The organism is Brevibacterium sp. GP-SGM9 (assembly GCF_047300845.1).
Classification (GTDB): Bacteria; Actinomycetota; Actinomycetes; order Actinomycetales; family Brevibacteriaceae; genus Brevibacterium.
In genome coordinates this window covers 2,299,678-2,315,440 of record NZ_CP178563.1, presented here as the reverse complement: position 1 = coordinate 2,315,440, position 15,763 = coordinate 2,299,678, and the positions used below count along the sequence as shown (strand labels likewise).

At 67.5% G+C, this 15,763-nt stretch carries 16 protein-coding genes; 9 read left to right on the top strand and 7 right to left on the bottom strand.

What is annotated here, in order from left to right; genetic code table 11:
* On the bottom strand, positions 1 to 891 hold the full coding sequence (locus ACH82I_RS10480; RefSeq protein WP_413332422.1) for an IclR family transcriptional regulator: 891 nt from the start codon (positions 889 to 891) through the stop codon (positions 1 to 3).
* A gap of 177 nt (positions 892 to 1,068) precedes the next feature.
* Here ACH82I_RS10480 and ACH82I_RS10475 point away from each other — a divergent pair, with 177 nt between their 5' ends.
* The 3 genes from ACH82I_RS10475 to ACH82I_RS10465 all read left to right on the top strand — a co-directional run bounded on the left by ACH82I_RS10475 (position 1,069) and on the right by ACH82I_RS10465 (position 2,424).
* Positions 1,069 to 1,236, top strand: a complete 168-nt coding sequence (locus ACH82I_RS10475) for a lycopene cyclase family protein (RefSeq protein WP_413332420.1) — start codon at positions 1,069 to 1,071, stop codon at positions 1,234 to 1,236.
* 114 nt (positions 1,237 to 1,350) lie between these two features.
* Entirely contained in the window at positions 1,351 to 2,154 is an 804-nt protein-coding gene (locus tag ACH82I_RS10470) for an ABC transporter ATP-binding protein (protein WP_230745492.1), read from the top strand.
* Between the two features lie 72 nt (positions 2,155 to 2,226).
* Complete coding sequence (locus tag ACH82I_RS10465; RefSeq protein ID WP_230745491.1) at positions 2,227 to 2,424, top strand: hypothetical protein; 198 nt, start codon at positions 2,227 to 2,229, stop codon at positions 2,422 to 2,424.
* Between the two features lie 36 nt (positions 2,425 to 2,460).
* On the opposite strand, the gene ACH82I_RS10460 is transcribed toward ACH82I_RS10465, so the two are convergent.
* The gene (locus ACH82I_RS10460; RefSeq protein ID WP_413332418.1) at positions 2,461 to 3,504 is read right to left on the bottom strand and encodes a threonine/serine dehydratase; all 1,044 of its coding nucleotides are present in this window, start codon (positions 3,502 to 3,504) and stop codon (positions 2,461 to 2,463) included.
* A gap of 99 nt (positions 3,505 to 3,603) precedes the next feature.
* Positions 3,604 to 4,956, bottom strand: coding sequence for an MFS transporter (locus tag ACH82I_RS10455; protein ID WP_230745484.1), 1,353 nt, complete (start codon positions 4,954 to 4,956; stop codon positions 3,604 to 3,606).
* Positions 4,957 to 5,294: 338 nt separating this feature from the next.
* On the opposite strand from ACH82I_RS10455, the gene paaZ reads away from it, so the two are divergent.
* Positions 5,295 to 7,331: a phenylacetic acid degradation bifunctional protein PaaZ gene (gene paaZ / locus ACH82I_RS10450; protein WP_230745478.1), complete on the top strand. Its 2,037-nt coding sequence runs from the start codon at positions 5,295 to 5,297 to the stop codon at positions 7,329 to 7,331.
* A 290-nt stretch (positions 7,332 to 7,621) separates the two neighbouring features.
* Here paaZ and ACH82I_RS10445 read toward each other — a convergent pair whose 3' ends face one another.
* From ACH82I_RS10445 to paaI, 4 genes are all read right to left on the bottom strand, one after another.
* Positions 7,622 to 8,536: a diacylglycerol/lipid kinase family protein gene (locus tag ACH82I_RS10445; RefSeq protein ID WP_413332415.1), complete on the bottom strand. Its 915-nt coding sequence runs from the start codon at positions 8,534 to 8,536 to the stop codon at positions 7,622 to 7,624.
* Between the two features lie 112 nt (positions 8,537 to 8,648).
* A complete protein-coding gene (locus ACH82I_RS10440) occupies positions 8,649 to 9,377 on the bottom strand; it encodes a TetR/AcrR family transcriptional regulator (RefSeq protein ID WP_230745476.1) in 729 nt (242 codons plus the stop codon).
* A gap of 117 nt (positions 9,378 to 9,494) precedes the next feature.
* Positions 9,495 to 10,790 (bottom strand): phenylacetate--CoA ligase PaaK, encoded by a 1,296-nt coding sequence (gene paaK, locus ACH82I_RS10435; protein WP_413332412.1) that lies wholly within the window; start codon positions 10,788 to 10,790, stop codon positions 9,495 to 9,497.
* 102 nt (positions 10,791 to 10,892) lie between these two features.
* The gene (gene paaI, locus ACH82I_RS10430; RefSeq protein ID WP_413332410.1) at positions 10,893 to 11,390 is read right to left on the bottom strand and encodes a hydroxyphenylacetyl-CoA thioesterase PaaI; all 498 of its coding nucleotides are present in this window, start codon (positions 11,388 to 11,390) and stop codon (positions 10,893 to 10,895) included.
* Positions 11,391 to 11,750: 360 nt separating this feature from the next.
* Here paaI and paaA point away from each other — a divergent pair, with 360 nt between their 5' ends.
* The 5 genes from paaA to paaE are packed head-to-tail and all read left to right on the top strand — an operon-like array spanning position 11,751 to position 15,693.
* A complete protein-coding gene (paaA, locus tag ACH82I_RS10425; RefSeq protein ID WP_413332408.1) occupies positions 11,751 to 12,752 on the top strand; it encodes a 1,2-phenylacetyl-CoA epoxidase subunit PaaA in 1,002 nt (333 codons plus the stop codon).
* Positions 12,749 to 13,075, top strand: coding sequence for a 1,2-phenylacetyl-CoA epoxidase subunit PaaB (gene paaB / locus ACH82I_RS10420; RefSeq protein ID WP_230745468.1), 327 nt, complete (start codon positions 12,749 to 12,751; stop codon positions 13,073 to 13,075). The genes paaA and paaB overlap by 4 nt, the downstream gene beginning before the upstream one ends.
* A gap of 13 nt (positions 13,076 to 13,088) precedes the next feature.
* Positions 13,089 to 14,057 carry a 1,2-phenylacetyl-CoA epoxidase subunit PaaC gene (gene paaC / locus ACH82I_RS10415; protein WP_413332406.1) on the top strand — a complete coding sequence of 323 codons (969 nt, stop codon included), beginning with the start codon at positions 13,089 to 13,091 and terminating at the stop codon, positions 14,055 to 14,057.
* Positions 14,054 to 14,575, top strand: a complete 522-nt coding sequence (gene paaD / locus ACH82I_RS10410; RefSeq protein ID WP_413332404.1) for a 1,2-phenylacetyl-CoA epoxidase subunit PaaD — start codon at positions 14,054 to 14,056, stop codon at positions 14,573 to 14,575. Before paaC ends, paaD begins: the two co-directional genes overlap by 4 nt.
* Positions 14,575 to 15,693, top strand: coding sequence for a 1,2-phenylacetyl-CoA epoxidase subunit PaaE (gene paaE / locus ACH82I_RS10405; protein ID WP_413332402.1), 1,119 nt, complete (start codon positions 14,575 to 14,577; stop codon positions 15,691 to 15,693). The genes paaD and paaE overlap by 1 nt, the downstream gene beginning before the upstream one ends.
* Positions 15,694 to 15,763: the final 70 nt, after the last annotated feature.

Here is a 15,763-nt window from a genome sequence, read left to right as displayed (position 1 = left end):
TCAGGGATTCGGGTGCTCGGCAAGAGCCTCGGCGATGGCCTTCGCCTCCCGGCGCAGTAGCGCGACGAGGCGTTCGACGCGGGTTCCGGTGACCCGGTCGGGGATGCTCGCGATCGACAGGGCAGCGCGCGGACGGGTGCCGCGGATGCGCAGGGGCACGCCGACGGCCCACGAGCCCTGCGCGAACAGGCCGGGGTTGTGGACGAAGCCGTCGCTGCGGGCTTGGTCGATGATGTCGAGCAGCTGGGGCACCGAGACCTTCGGGTAGCGCTCGGTCAGCAGCTGGGCATTGGCCTCGAACTGGGCGTCCACCTCGGCGGGGGTGAGCTCCGAGAGGATCGCGAGGCTGCCGGCCCCGATGCCCAGCGGATGGCGATCGCCGACGGAGAGAGCATTGTTGAGGATGTCCCCGAACCCCTCCTCGCGGCGGGCGCAGATCGAGAAGTTGCCGGTGCGCAGGGTCAGGAACGCCGTGTCCCGGCTCAGCTCGGCCAGCCGCAGCAGGCCCGACTCCGACTCCGTGACCAGCGGATCCACGGACTTCTGGGCGAGCTGACCGAGGATCTGAGACTGCACGCCGAGGCGGTACCCGCCCTCGTCCAGGCGTTCGACATAGCCCATTGCGATCAGCGCCTGGAGCATGCGGTGGACGCTGGCCTTGGGGCGCCCGCTGATCGAGGCGATCTCGGACAGCCCGGCCCCGCCTCGGCGCTCGCCGGCGATGAGCCCGACGAGGTTGAGCAGGGAAAGGGCGCGTTGGATGCTCTGGGCGCCGGTGCCGGGCTCGATGTCGTCGACGGCGTGGGCGACGTTGAAGGAGGCGGACCTGCGCAGGATCTTGCCGCGCATCCGCATGCGGTGTTCGTCGTTGGGGCCGGTGCCGTCGTGCATGCCTCCATTATGGCGCGCGACAGAGACCGCGGTGGAATCGCGTCCCGGTCGGGGCCCTCGAGCGATTTGTGGTCGGCTCACAACCGGTCGCCGTGGAGTCTGGGATTCCTCACGAAGCCCCATCTCTGTGTCGGGCATCACACTCGAAGGACACAGAGTAGTGAAAGTGAGGAACAGATGTACGACTACATCGTTGTAGGAGCAGGTTCTGCCGGATGTGTGCTGGCCGCACGATTGAGCGAGGATCCCGACGTCGAGGTGGCGCTGATCGAGGCGGGAGCCGCCGACACAGCCGATGAGATCGACATCCCCACGGCGCCGGCGACGATTCCCGGGGATCCATGATGTGGAACATCGCTCGGCCGGTGCACGACCGCCTCGGCGTGGCTCGGATCTAGAATCGAGACGATCCGACCGGAAGGTGGGATCCCGAAGACGCGAGAGGCGAGTGAGGGCACCGTGAGTGACAGAGTCCTGGATCTGGACGGGGTGACGTTCCGGCGTGGGGAGACGAAGATCCTCCACGGGATCGACCTGTGCATCGACGCGGGCGAGCACTGGGTGCTCATCGGCCCGAACGGGGCAGGGAAGTCGACGATCCTCAGCTTCGCTTCGGCGCAGGTCTTCCCCACCTCAGGGACCGTGGACATCCTCGGGCAGCGGATGGGCCGGGTCGAGCTGGCCGCGCTGCGCCGCCACATCGGCCATGTGAATCCGCGTCACCCCCTGCGCTCGAACCTGTCCGTGCGGGAGGTCGTCCTGACCGGACTGACCGGCACCATCGAGCGCCCGTTCCGCTGGGAGCCCAGCGACGTGGAGCTCGCGAAGGCCGACGATCTCATCGCCGAGGTGGGGCTTTCCGCCCGCACGCAGGCCGGGTGGAAGATCCTGTCCCAAGGGGAGCGGGGCCGAGCCCTCGTCGCCAGGTCGCTCATCGCCGACCCCGAACTGCTGCTCTTCGACGAACCGACCACCGGCCTCGACGTGGCCGCCCGCGAACAGCTGCTCGAGACCATCGACGCCCTGTCACAGAGTGCGCCGGAACTCGCGACCCTGCTCGTCACCCATCACCTCGAGGAGATCCCGGAGTCGACCTCGCATGCGGCCCTGATCTCACACGGTCGGCTGACCGCGGCAGGTCCCATCGCCGAGGTGCTCACCACCGCGGCGGTCAGCGCCGCCTTCGAACACCCGATCGAGGTCGGATTTACCGACGGCCGGTGGTCGGCGCGGGCGATCCGTGAGCGGCCGCTGGCGGTGTGAGGTTCGTGTGAGTCGGGCACGTTGGGCGGCCGCGTCATTGCGCGGGTCTGCGCCGGGGCCTAGGCTTGAAGCATGAAGATGAGTACCGTCTGGAGCGTCATCGGCGCAATCATCGCCATCATCATCGCGTGGTGGGTGGTCAACGTCGCGTTCTCGATCGCCTGGTTCCTCGTCAAGGCCATCATCGCCGTCGTCGTCGCGGCGGTCATCTTCGCGCTGATCAAGCAGATGCTCAGGTCCAAAGACAAGGACCGCACGCAGAGGTACTGACGCCAGCGCGTTCTGTGGGCGCTCTGCGCCGGACCCTCAGAGATCGCCGAGGCCGGTGTTCGCCCCGCACAATACGACGCACACCTTCTCATCCTCCGCCGGAGTGTAGCCGCCCGATCCGGCAGACGGTTTCGAGCCGTGGACTCCCGCCAGGGCCGTCGCCGCGGCATGTTCGACGGCCAGTCGGTGACCGTCCCACAGGTGACGCCGCGCCGCGATGATCTGCTCATCGTCGACGAGCACCGAGGTGACCAGATCGGTCTGCGCAGCGGCCAGAGCCAGAGGCGTGGCTCGGCGGGCGCCCAGTGAGTCCGCGGCCACCGAATCGACCGGCACATCCACGGGCTCTCCGGCCTCCAGCGCGGCACCCAGCGCGCGGCAGTTCGCAGGCTCCACGGCCACCGTGCGGACCCCATGGAACGTCGCCGCCGTGGCGACTCCCGCGAAGAGCCCTCCTCCGCCGACGGAGACGACGACCGTGTCGAGGTCGGGCACCTGGGTGAGGATCTCGGTCATGAGAGTCCCCGCGCCGGCGGCGATGAGCGGATTGTCATAGGCATGCGAAGCCAAAGCCCCCGAGGACTCGACGAACTCCTGGCAGGCGGCGGCCGCCTCGGCGTACTCCGAACCGCTCAGGCGCACCTCGGCGCCGTAGGAGCGCAGCCGCTCGACCTTGACCTCGGGTGCGGTGGTCGGGAGGAACACCGTTGCCCGGACCCCAGCATCCCGGGCCGCCCATGCGCAGGCCAGCCCCGCATTGCCGCCCGAGGCGATCGTTACTCCCGCCTCGGGAAACGTGCCCTGCTCGAGGTGGGTCTGGATGAAGTTCTGCGCGCCGCGGGCCTTGAACGTGCCCGTGTACTGCATGAACTCGAGGGCGAAGTACAGGCCGGAGGCCGTCGGGTCACCGGTCGGCGGTGCACTCCACGTCGCACCGGTCGGAGTGGCCGCCTCGGTGGGGGGACCCGGCTGCGCCGAGGCGACGGTGACCGGGCGGATGCGCCCGGCGATCCGCGCAGCGGCAGCCTCGACGTCGGGGTAGGTGAGCTGGGTCGGTTCCGTCCGGGCTGGTTCGCTCATGCGCTCAGGCTAGCAAACGTGCCCGCTGTGCCGAGGTGGCACGGGAACTTCCGGCCACCTCGGCGGAGTTGTCGATGGGGTCGTCGGTGATGACGGTGCTCAGTGGTGTGCGACGACGCCCAGCGGATTGCCTTTCGTCTCCTTGACCAGGCTGACGGCGATGAGCGAGATGATGCACACGATGATCATGTAGATCGCGATCGACAGGGATGTGCCGGTGCTGGCGAGCAGGGACTCGGCGATGGTCGGGGCGAAAGCCCCGCCGAGGATCGCTCCGAGGGCGTAGCCGATGGACACTCCCGAATAGCGGACCTGGGGCGGGAACATCTCCGCGTACATCGCCGACATCGGGCCATAGGACAGGCCCATGCCGACGGTGAGGACGAAGATGCCGATGCCGTACATCCAGATGCTGCCCGTATCGATCATGAGGAACGTCGGGATCAGCCAGAGGATGAGGAGGATGTAGCCGATCTGGAAGGTGCGCACCCGTCCGAGCCGGTCCGAGAGCGCTCCGCCCCACATTGTGAAGACCAGCCAGCCGAAACTCGCCAGGGTCGTGGCCAGGAGCACGGGTGCCCGGTCGAGGCCGACGGCTCCGCCCTCGGCGAGCGGGCGCGAGGCGTAAGCGGCGAAGAACGCGATGATCATGTAGCCCACGGCGTTGTTGCCGATGAAGATGAGCGCGGAGAGGATGACCTCCTTCGTGTTCTTCTTGAACAGGGTGCCCAGCGGTGCCGAGGATTCGGCGCGACGTTCGGCGAGTTCGGCGAAGACCGGGGACTCCTCGACCTGGCGGCGGATGTAATAGCCGATGAAGACGAGGACGACGGAGAACAGGAACGGGATCCTCCACCCGAAGCTCGCGAACTGCTCCGGCGTCAGCACCGTGGTGAGGATCCAGATGACGCCGGTGGCGAGGATCATGCCCACCGGCACGCCGATCTGCGGGTAGGCGCCGAAGATGCCGCGCTTGTTCACGGGCGCGTGCTCGACGGAGAGCAGGGCCGCACCGCCCCATTCACCGCCGGCGGAGAAGCCCTGGAGGATCCGCAGCAGTGTGAGCAGGATCGGAGCGCCCACGCCGATCGCGGCGTAGGTCGGCAGCAGGCCGATGAGCGAGGTCGCGGCTCCCATGAGGATGAGGGTGAGCACGAGCATCTTCTTCCGCCCGATCCGGTCGCCGAGGTGGCCCGCGATGATCGCGCCCAAGGGGCGGAAGAGGAAGGAGATGCCCAGAGACGCCCACGCCATGATCTGTCCGAGTGCCGGGTTGTCCGCGGCGAGCGGCCCGAAGTACTGGCTCGAGAGGATGAGCCCGGCGGCCTGGGCGTAGATGAAGAAGTCGTACCACTCGATGGTGGTGCCGACGAGGGTTCCGGCGAGGACCTTGCGTTCCTCGCGCGTAATCGACGACGTGGGCGTAGGTGCCGCGGGCGATGCAGTGGACATGGGTGATCTCTCCGTTGAAATCCCGGGTCCGGAACGCAGTGTTCTCCGTTGAGCTGCTGCGCGCGGACAATGGTGACTGTTTGGTCAGTTATTGTGCCCGATCATAGTGCAGTCGGTGATCGGTGTCACATGGGGGATGGGCGGCTTGTCGGGAGGGGTGCCCCAACGTGGAGTGCGGCGGTGATCGCCCGACCGCGCGCAATGCCGATGACAATAACCGACCGATTGGTTAGTATATTGTTCAGAGATCGGCAGCGGTGCCGAATTCGGCCGCCGCGCAACGTCAGTGGTCGTGCGGGCATCCGCGCGTCCAACCGTGCGACAAGGGGAGACCAACCATGACCGAGATTCTCAGTTCCTATGTGGCCGGAGCCTGGCACACCCCGAACCCGGATGCGCTCGATGCCCGTCCCGTGCACGACGCGACGAACGGGACGCTGACCCATCACGTCACCTCGGCGGGCATCGACTTCGCCGCCGTGAACGACTACGCACGGTCCACGGGCATCCCCGAACTGCAGAAGCTCACCTTCCACCAGCGCGGTGTGATCCTCAAGAAGCTCGGCGCCCACCTCATGGAGCGCGCCAAGGACTACCACGAGCTCTCGTTCTCCACCGGCACCACCAAGCGCGACGGATTCGTCGACATCGAAGGCGGCATCGGCACGCTCTTCACCTACTCCGGCGTCGCCCGCCGCCAGATGCCGAACTCGACCGTCCACCTCGACGGGGGAGTCGAACGCCTGTCGAAGAACGGCACCTTCCTCGGCCGCCACATCCTGACCTCCCGGCAGGGTCTGGCACTCCAGATCAACGCCTTCAACTTCCCCGTTTGGGGCATGCTCGAGAAGTTCGGGCCGATGTTCACAGCCGGCGTCCCCGTCGTCGTCAAACCCGCCACCGACACCGCACACCTGACCCGCGCAGTCGTCGCCGACATGATCGACTCCGGCCTCCTGCCCGCCGGCTCCATCCAGCTCGTGTGCGGCGATGTCACCCCGCTCTTCGACCACCTGGCCGAACAGGACGCGATCGCCTTCACCGGATCCGCGGCCACGGCGCGCCGCCTCGGCGACCTCGACTGTGTGCGTGACCGCGGCACCCGCTTCTTCGCCGAGGCGGACTCGCTCAACTTCTCCCTGCTTGGTCCCGATTCCGGCCCGGGTACCGAGGAGTTCGACCTCTTCGTCTCCGGCGTCGTCGCCGAGATGACCGTCAAGGCCGGTCAGAAGTGCACCGCGATCCGCCGCACCTTCGTACCCGTTGCCCATGCCGAGGCGGTCGGGGAGGCCATCACCGCGAAGCTCGCCACGCAGACGGTCGGCGACCCGCGCGAGAAGTCCACGCGTCTGGGCCCCGTCGTCTCGGACAAGCAGCGAACCGACGTCCTCGACGCGATCGACGAGATCATCGCCGGGGGAGCGCACCTGCTGGCCGGAGGGCGGGAGGAATCCGACAGGCTGGCCGCCGAGCTGGGCGGTGCCTATGTCGCCGGCACGGTCCTCCAGGCCGACGATGCCTGGTCCGATGCCGTCCATGACATCGAGGCCTTCGGCCCGGTGACCTCGCTCATCACCTATTCGACCACTGAGGAGGCCGTCCGACTTGCCGCTCGCGGACGCGGCTCCCTCGTCGGCTCGGTCGTCACCCACGACGCGGAGTTCGCCGCCGAATTCGTCCGTCAGGTCGCCCCTTGGCACGGCCGCATCCTCGTCCTCGACCGCGACGACGCCGAGGAGTCGACCGGACACGGCTCGCCCCTGCCCACCCTCATCCACGGCGGCCCCGGTCGAGCCGGCGGCGGCGAGGAGATGGGCGGACTGCGCGGCGTCGAACACTTCATGCAGCGCACCGCGATCCAGGCCTCCCCGGACATGCTCACCGCCATCGGCGGGGAATGGGTCGCGGGGGCCGAGCGCCGCCTCGGTGCGCATCCCTTCACAAGATCCCTGGCGGATCTGCGGATCGGCGACGCCCTCGAATCCGAGTGGCGGGAGGTCAGCCTCGAGGACATCGCGCATTTCGCGGAGTTCACCGGGGACACCTTCTACGCCCACACCGACGAGGAGGCGGCGGCCGCGAATCCGTTCTTCCCCGGTCGGGTCGCCCACGGCTACCTCATCGTGTCCTTCGCCGCCGGTCTCTTCGTCCAGCCGGACCCGGGCCCGGTGCTCGCGAACTACGGCCTCGAAGGCCTGACCTTCATCACCCCGGTCTCACCGGGGGATTCGCTCAAGGTGACGCTCACGGCCAAGCGCATCACCCCGCGTGAGACCGACGAATACGGCGAGGTCCGCTGGGACGCCGAGGTGGTCAACCAGAACGAGGAGCCCGTGGCGAAGTACGACGTGCTCACCTTGGTTGCGAAGGAGTAGACGCGACGCTGGCGAGCGTAGACGAGACACCTGCGAGCTGCGGACGATCCGTGCTGGGATCCGCGCGCGATCTCGACACAGATCGTCCGCAACTCACTGCCCGGGGCGTGAGGTCTCAGGCATCAGGCCCCAGTCTGGCACTGGCTGAGTCTCAGGTCTTGAGGTCTTCGAAGGCCATTGAGGTGACGGCGTCGGCGATGGCGGCTTTGCCGGGGACGTGGAGCTTGTCATCGATCAGGACGCCGAGGTGGTCAACCAGAACGAGGAACCCGTGGCGAAGTACGACGCGCTCACCTTGATGGCGAAGGAATAGACGCGACGCGGACCTTGAGCGCGGCGGGACGGATCGTCAGCGTCGCCGGCGTGTGCGCCACGGCGTCACCGTCGGCGAAGAGCTCGATCGGGTCCGCGTTCTCGGGCGCGGCGATGTGCACCTGACGGGCACGAGCGAATTCGATGTGCGGATGCCGACGGTGGTGCCCAGACAGGAACCAGAGGAGTTCCACCGCCAGTCGGGGCACGGGTGCGTCCTTGAACAGGACGACATCGATGAGACCATCGTCGAGTTCGGCCTCGGGCGAGAGTCTGAGGCCTCCGCCGTAGCGGCCTGAGTTGGCGAAACCCGCCGAGAGCCCGTGGAACTCAGTGAGCTCACCGTCGATGGTCAGCTCCAGACGGATGCGGGCAGGCCGCATGACGGCACGAGCCACCCCGTAGAGATAGACCCAATGCCCGTTGATGCGACGGGCCGAATCCGCGTAGCCGAGCACCGCCGAATCCAGGCCGAGGCTGACGTTGCCGACGCAGATATGACCGTCGAGATCGAGGACGTCGATGGTGCGGTCACGCCCGGAAGAGACGATTGCGGCCGCGGCCGCGATGTCCTTCGGGATGCCGAGCTTGCCGGTGAAGTCGTTGCCGCGCCCACCGGGAATGATGCCCAGAGCGGACTCCGTACCGACGAGACCGGAGGCGACCGCGCGGACCAGGCCGTCTCCGCCGAGGGAGGCGACGGTCGGCGTGCCTTGGGCAGCGAATCCGGCGGCAAGCTCGGCGGCATGTCGTAGGCTCCTGCTCTCGACCACCGACGTTTCGATTCCCTCGACGGCGAAGGCTTCGCGCAGCGGGGCGATCCTCTTGCGCACGGCACCGCGGCGGGCCGCCGGGTTGAGGATCACGGGAATCGGCGCAGGTGATGACGTCATGTTCACAGTGTGCCCGACCGATTCGCACCTGCGCCCGGATTCATCACCTCTCCAGGCCGTGCGCCGCGGTCATCAGCGGCTCGCCTGTCGGAGGAGTTGAGGCCTCGGGTCCTCAGGTTTCGAGGCCTTCGAAGGCCATCGAGGTGACGGCGTCGGCGATGGTCTTCGGGTCGATCGGGTAGCCGGGGCGGTACCACTCGGTGATCGAGTTGACCATGCCGAAGAGCAGGCGGGTGATCAGGCCGGGCGTGAAGTCCGAGCGGAGGCCGCCCTCGGCGATGGCGGCCTTGACGAGGACTCTGATCTTGTCATCGATGCGGCGGCGCTGTTCAAGCGCCTCGAGTTCGACGGGCGAATTGCCGCGCACCCGCAGCAGCAGGGTCACCGAATGGTGGTACTCGATGAGGATGACGACGCTGGCGTGGACGGCCAGACGCAGACGCTCGAGCGCATTGAGCCCCGACCGCTGACTCTCGAGCTCGACCGCGGAGTCGAGGGCGTCGATGCCGCGGTTGATCGCCAACCGCAGCAGCTCCTCCTTCGAGGTGACGTGATGGTAGATCGCGGACTTCGTGATGCCGAGTTCGCGGGCCACGGTGTCCATGGAGGTCCCGTCGTAGCCGCGGGCCACGAACACCTCGGTGGCCTTGTTGATCAGCGTCTCTCGGTCGTAGCCGGGGCGACCGCGGCGGGTGCGCTTGGTCTGGGACGGTGCGCTCGCCTCGGCGGGGGAATCCGTCTGCGCGTCTATGGCAGGGCCCACACCAGACATAGGGCCCGCATCGGACTCAGGGTCCGGCGTCTGCTCCGGTGTCCGCCCAGGTGAGGTCGTTTTCGACATGCGCACTAGTCTAACCAGCCACCTCGGCGGGCGCCGCGAGCTGCGTCACACCGATCAGCCGCGTCACACCGGCCATCCGGGTCACCCCGGCCCTCCGCGCGATGACGGCGACGTTGATCACCGGATGCCTTCGCGGCGGTCGATGATGCGCTTGAGCTTGCCGACCGAGCGTGGCAGCTCACCCGGGGACATCACGGACACGGTCGAGGTCACGCCGAGGCGCTCCTTGATCCGGGCGGCGACCAGCCGGTCGAGTCCCTCGAGCTCGACGGCTCCGACTCCCTCGCGGGACTCGACCTCGACCGTGACCTCATCCATCCGGTCCGGCCGGGTGAGGACGAGCTGGAAGTGCGGGCTGAGGTGTTCGAACTCGAAGAGCACGGACTCGACATTGGCCGGATACACGTTGACTCCGCGGATGATGATGAGGTCGTCGGAGCGGCCGGTGATCCGGGAGATCCGGCGGTGGTTCGGGTGCGCGGTGCCTGGCAGCAGGCTCGCCAGATCGTGCGTGCGGTAGCGGATGATCGGCAGGGCCTCCTTCGTCAGCGAGGTGAAGACGAGTTCGCCCTCCTCGCCGTCGGGCAGGACCTCACCGGTGAAGGGATCGACGATCTCCGGGTAGAAGTGGTCCTCCCAGATCGTCGGGCCGTCCTTGGTCTCCGCGGATTCGCAGGCCACGCCCGGACCCATCACCTCGGAGAGTCCGTAGATGTCGACGGCATCGATGTCGAAGGACCGCTCGATCTCCTTGCGCATCTCATCCGTCCACGGTTCGGCGCCGCAGATCGCAACCTTGAGGCTCGTCGAGGTGGGATCGATGCCCTGCTTGCGGAACTCGTCGAGGATGGTCAGCAGGTAGGTCGGGGTGGCCGTGATGATCTCGGGCTTGAAGTCCTGGATCAGCTGGACCTGCCGCTGGGTCTGTCCGCCGGAGATCGGGACCACGGTGAACCCGTGCCGCTCGGCCCCGTGGACGCCGAGGCCGCCGGTGAACAGACCGTAGCCGTAGGCGTTGTGCATCATCTGCCCGGGTTTGCCGCCGGCACCGATGATCGACCGCGCGATGAGGCTCGACCAGTTGTCGAGGTCCTTCTGCGTGTAGCCGACGACGGTGGGCAGGCCGGTGGTGCCGGAGGAGGCGTGGATGCGCGCGACCTGCTCGCGGGGGACCGCGAAGAGCCCGAAGGGATAGTTGTCGCGCAGGTCCTGCTTGTTCGTGAACGGCAGCTTCGCGATGTCCTCGAGGCTCGTGATGTCGGCCGGGGCGACGCCGAGGTCGTCGAAGGCCTGCCGGTAGAACGGCACCTTCTCATACACGGTTCTCACGGTAGTCTGGAGGTTGGCGAGCTGGTCGGCGCGCAGCTCGTCGAGGCCCAGCGTCAGGCCAGGGTCGGGGGTGGTGGAAGTCATCGTCGTCTCCTTGGGAATTCTGTTGTGATGCACATGCGACGGGCGCCGAGGTGGCTGCGCCGTGACCGCGGACCGCCGGGTGAGGCGGTCCCTGCGGTGAAATCAGGGGGTGGCCGGCGTCTGCGCCTCGGAGGTGGCAGGAGTCTGCGTCTCGGCGGTGGCTGGCTTCGGTGCCGGGAGGGTGCGGGAGCGTCCGCGGTAGACGGCGATGGTCTCGTCATCTCGGGTGACGGTGACGTCGTAGATGCCCGAGCGGCCCTGCTTGATGACCTCGCGGCCGCGGGCGACGAGCTCGTCGCCGAGATAGGTGGGCTTGAGGAAGTCGATGTCCCCGCCCGAGGCGACCGTGATCGATCCGGGGTAGTTGCAGGCCATGGCGAAGGTGGTGTCGGCGAAGAGGAAGACGTAGCCGCCGTGGGTGATGCCGTGGCCGTTGGTCATGATCTCGGTGACCGTCATCGAGCACTGTGCCCAGCCGGGACCGTGGTCATCGACGGTGATGCCCAGGTGCTGGGAGGCGCGGTCGCCCGCGAACATCGCGGCGGCACCGGTGAGTTCCTCGCTGCGGGCTGTCGTGGTCTCCTGGCCGGGTTCTCCCATGTCGGCTCCTCCTTGAGTCACTGAGCGCGATCGACGAGAGTGTGCCGAGCCACGCGAATAAACGACCATCTGGTCAATAAATATCGTTGTGATCGGCGTCTCTGTCAAGTTGGGCGGCCGTCAGCCCTGGCGCTGCGCATTGAAGCGCACTGCCGGTGCCCCCGCCCGCTTCTGCGTTGCGCCTCGGCGTGGGGTGTGCCACACTGGTGACCAAGGAATACAGAACAAATGGTCAGTAATTGATTTCGCTCGGGATCAGCATCGACTCACGTTAGGGCCGCGCGAAGAATGCCGCGCGAGTACAGTGTGGAGTCCGATGAAGACGTATCCAATGGCGGAACGGTCAGAGGTGGAGTGGTCATGACAACAGACATCACAGGTCCCGGGGTCCCGGCGGCGGACGCCGAGGCGGAGCTCGAGGCGCAGTTCCAGGACACGATCTCGTCCAAGGATCGGATCGAACCCCGCGACTGGATGCCGGAGAAGTACCGCAAGACCCTCATCCGACAGGTCGCCCAGCACGCCCACTCGGAGATCATCGGCATGCAGCCCGAGGGCAACTGGATCTCCCGGGCTCCCTCGCTGCGGCGCAAGGCGATCCTGCTCGCGAAGGTCCAGGACGAGGCCGGTCACGGTCTCTACCTCTACTCGGCCGCCGAGACCCTCGGCGCCACCCGCAACGAACTCACCGAGAAGCTCGTCGCCGGCAAGCAGAAGTACTCCTCGATCTTCAACTACCCGACCCTGTCCTACACCGACGTCGGCACCATCGGCTGGCTCGTCGACGGGGCCGCGATCTGCAACCAGGTGCCCCTGTGCCGGACCTCGTTCGGCCCCTACGGTCGGGCGATGATCCGCATCTGCAAGGAGGAGTCCTTCCACCAGCGGCAGGGCTACGAGCTGCTGATGACGATGATGCGCGGCACCGAGGAACAGCGTGCCTCGGTGCAGGAATCGGTCAACCGCTTCTGGTGGCCGGCGCTGATGATGTTCGGACCTCCCGATGATGACTCCCCGAACACCGAGCAGTCGATGGAATGGGGCATCAAGACCCACACCAACGACGAGCTGCGCCAGAAGTTCGTCGACATGTCCGTCCCGCAGGCCGAAGCCCTCGGCGTGACCTTCCCCGATGAAGGCCTGAAGTGGAACGAGGAGCGCGGACACTACGACTTCTCGACGCCCGACTGGGACGAGTTCTGGGCCGTCGTCAAGGGCAACGGTCCCTGCAACGAGCAGCGTCTGGCCCACCGCAAGCGCGCCTGGGACGACGGAGCTTGGGTGCGCGAAGCCGCGCTCGCCTTCGCCGAGAACCCCGAAGGACCGACCGAATCCACCCCAGCCGAGGAGGCCGCGAAATGACCGAGACCACCCCCGGCCCCACCTCGGCGGGCGCAGCACCTCGCGGCGAATGGCCGCTCTACGAGGTCTTCGTGCGCGGCAAGCGCGGACTCAACCACGTCCACGTCGGCTCGCTGCACGCACCCGATGACCAGCTCGCTATCCGCCACGCCCGCGACGTCTACACCCGGCGCAACGAGGGCGTGAGCATCTGGGTCGTCCGCTCGGCCGACATCACGGCCTCGAGCCCGGACGAGAAGGACCCCATGTTCGCCCCCTCCGGCGACAAGGTCTACCGCCACCCGACCTTCTACGACATCCCCGACGATGTCCCCCACATGTGAGGCGGCCGCGACGATGACGAACGAACCGAACATCCACGTCGGCCACGACGAGGCCGGCACCAATGTCGAACACGGCGACCACGACAACGCCTACTCCGGGCTGCTCGTCAACGACGCCCACTGGGCCTTCGGCACCGACTTCGAGGATCCTCTGGCCGGCGTCGACACCACCGTGCCCGAGGGCGTCGACCCCAAGGAACTCGCCGCCTACTGCCTGATGCTCGGCGACGACGCCCTGATCTTCTCCCAGCGGATCTCCGAATGGTGCTCCAACGCTCCTGACCTCGAAGAGGACATCGCGCTCGCGAACATCTCCCTCGATCTGCTCGGCCAGGCCCGGCTCCTGCTCGCCCGCGCCGCGGCTGCCGATCCGGCCCTCGTGCCCGAGCTGCCGGAGGGCTCGCCGGTGCCCGACGAGGACCGGCTCGCGTACTTCCGTGAGGACCTCGAGTTCCGCAACGTCCGCCTCGCCGAGGTGCCAAACGGCGACTTCGCCGAGGCGGCCGCGAAGATCCTCATCTACTCCACCTGGCGCCTGGCCATCTTCGAACGGCTGACATCCAGCCGCGACTCCGTGCTCGCGGCCATCGCCGACAAAGGCGTGAAGGAGATGTCCTATCACCGCGACTTCGCCGGCCGCTGGGTCCTCACCCTGGCCCGCGGCACCGCGGAATCGAAGACCCGACTGCTCACCGCCCTGAACGGCTTGTGGCCGCTGTGGGCCGAGCTCTTCGAGACCCACCCGATCGAAGCCTCGGTGGCAGCCGCCGGCATCGGCATCGACCCCGCCGAGGTGGCCGACGAAGCCGGGGTCATCATCGATCAGGTCTTCGCCGCGGCCGGCATCGACCGGCCCGAACGCGGCGCACTGGCCGGAGTCCGCGGTCAGAAGGGCCGCGACGGACTGCACACCGAAGCTCTGTCGAAGATGCTCGCCGATATGCAGGTCGTCGCCCGTCAGCACCCGGAGGGACAGTGGTGACCGCAACACTCGAAACCCGGACTGCTGCGATCGACCGTGCCCGTGCCGCCGCGGCCCGCGTGACCGACCCGGAGATGCCGATGCTCACGCTCGTCGACCTCGGCGTCCTTCGTGAGGTGACGATCGAGGACGGCCGCGTCGTCGTGACGATCACGCCCACCTATTCCGGGTGCCCGGCGATGGCGACGATGCGCGATGACCTGCAGCGCGAACTCCAGGACGCGGGATTCCCCGACGCCGAAGTGCGGGTGTCCCTGTCCCCGGCCTGGACCAGCGACTGGATCACCGAGGAGGGACGGAAGGCCCTCAAGGGAGCGGGAATCTCGCCCCCGGGGCAGGCTCCGACACGACAGGGACCCGTGGCCCTGACCCTCATGCCCACCCGTCGGGCCGTGGTCTGCACCCTGTGCGGTTCGGAGAATGTGCGCCTGTCCTCGGAATTCGGGCCGACCGCCTGCAAGGCGATGTACCAGTGCCTCGACTGCCTCGAACCGTTCGAACACGTGAAGGAGATCTGATGACCGAGACGATCAATCAGAACGCCGAGGCGGCCGGTGCTCCTGCGCCCACGGACCCCTCCTCACGCACGGCCTTCTACCCGCTCACGGTCAAGTCCGTCGACCACCTCACCGAGGATTCCGCGGCCGTGACCTTCGCCGTCCCGGACGACTACGCGGAGCTCTTCGACTTCGCCGCCGGACAGTCCCTGACCCTGCGGCGGATGATCGACGGCGCCGAACACCGCCGCTCGTATTCGATCTGCGCCCCGGCCGGAACAGACCCGCGCATCGGGGTCCGCGAGATTCCCGACGGACTCTTCTCCCGGTGGCTCGTCAACGACGTCCGCCCCGGTGAGACCATCGAAGTCCAACCGCCGAGCGGATCCTTCCAGGCCGACCCCGAACTCGGCGGCAGGCACCTGTGCATCGCCGCAGGCTCGGGCATCACCCCGATGCTCTCGATCGCGACGACCGTGCTGAGCAACCCGGACGCCTCGGTCACCCTGCTCTACGGCAACCGGAACACGAACACCGTGATGTTCGCCGAGGAACTCGCCGACCTCAAGGACGCCCGCAACCAGCAGCTCGACCTCATCCACGTCCTCTCCCGCGAACCCCGTGAAGTCGAACTCTTCTCCGGTCGTCTCGACGCTGAGAAGCTGCGGGAGCTGCTCACCTCGCTCGTGCCCGCCGGGGACATGGACCATGTGTGGCTGTGCGGGCCCTTCGGCATGCTCAGCGATGCCCGCGAGGTGCTCGCCGAGTTCGGTGTGCTGGGGGAACGCGTCCACTTCGAACTCTTCTACGTCGACGAACCCCCGCCGGAGGTCGTCCACGCGGACAAGGCCCTCGAGGGGGCCACCAGCGAGGTCACGATCGTCCTCGACGGACGTAGGACCACCTCGGCGATGTCGCAGTCCAAGACGATCCTCGACTCCGCGCAGGAGTCGCGGACGGATCTGCCGTTCGCCTGCAAGGGCGGGGTGTGCGGGACCTGCCGGGCGAAGATCTGCGGCGGCGAGGTCGACATGGTCCGCAACTATGCCCTCGAAGACGCCGAGGTGGCCGCGAACTTCGTGCTCACCTGCCAGACCTTCCCCGTCAGCGACGAGGTCACGGTCGACTTCGACTCGTGAATCGCCCCGCCGTGGCGGGGCACCCGAATCGCACTGCCGCGGTAGAGGTGTGCGACGATGACGATAACCG

Coding starts and splice junctions, on each gene's coding strand:
- paaE (WP_413332402.1), top strand. CDS start 14,575: ATGACCGAGACGATCAATCAGAACGCCGAGGCGGCCGGTGCTCCTGCG.
- ACH82I_RS10445 (WP_413332415.1), bottom strand. CDS start 8,536: ATGACGTCATCACCTGCGCCGATTCCCGTGATCCTCAACCCGGCGGCC.
- ACH82I_RS10480 (WP_413332422.1), bottom strand. CDS start 891: ATGCACGACGGCACCGGCCCCAACGACGAACACCGCATGCGGATGCGC.
- ACH82I_RS10465 (WP_230745491.1), top strand. CDS start 2,227: ATGAAGATGAGTACCGTCTGGAGCGTCATCGGCGCAATCATCGCCATC.
- paaZ (WP_230745478.1), top strand. CDS start 5,295: ATGACCGAGATTCTCAGTTCCTATGTGGCCGGAGCCTGGCACACCCCG.
- paaB (WP_230745468.1), top strand. CDS start 12,749: ATGACCGAGACCACCCCCGGCCCCACCTCGGCGGGCGCAGCACCTCGC.
- ACH82I_RS10475 (WP_413332420.1), top strand. CDS start 1,069: ATGTACGACTACATCGTTGTAGGAGCAGGTTCTGCCGGATGTGTGCTG.
- paaK (WP_413332412.1), bottom strand. CDS start 10,790: ATGACTTCCACCACCCCCGACCCTGGCCTGACGCTGGGCCTCGACGAG.
- paaI (WP_413332410.1), bottom strand. CDS start 11,390: ATGGGAGAACCCGGCCAGGAGACCACGACAGCCCGCAGCGAGGAACTC.
- paaA (WP_413332408.1), top strand. CDS start 11,751: ATGACAACAGACATCACAGGTCCCGGGGTCCCGGCGGCGGACGCCGAG.
- paaC (WP_413332406.1), top strand. CDS start 13,089: ATGACGAACGAACCGAACATCCACGTCGGCCACGACGAGGCCGGCACC.
- ACH82I_RS10440 (WP_230745476.1), bottom strand. CDS start 9,377: ATGTCGAAAACGACCTCACCTGGGCGGACACCGGAGCAGACGCCGGAC.
- ACH82I_RS10460 (WP_413332418.1), bottom strand. CDS start 3,504: ATGAGCGAACCAGCCCGGACGGAACCGACCCAGCTCACCTACCCCGAC.
- ACH82I_RS10455 (WP_230745484.1), bottom strand. CDS start 4,956: ATGTCCACTGCATCGCCCGCGGCACCTACGCCCACGTCGTCGATTACG.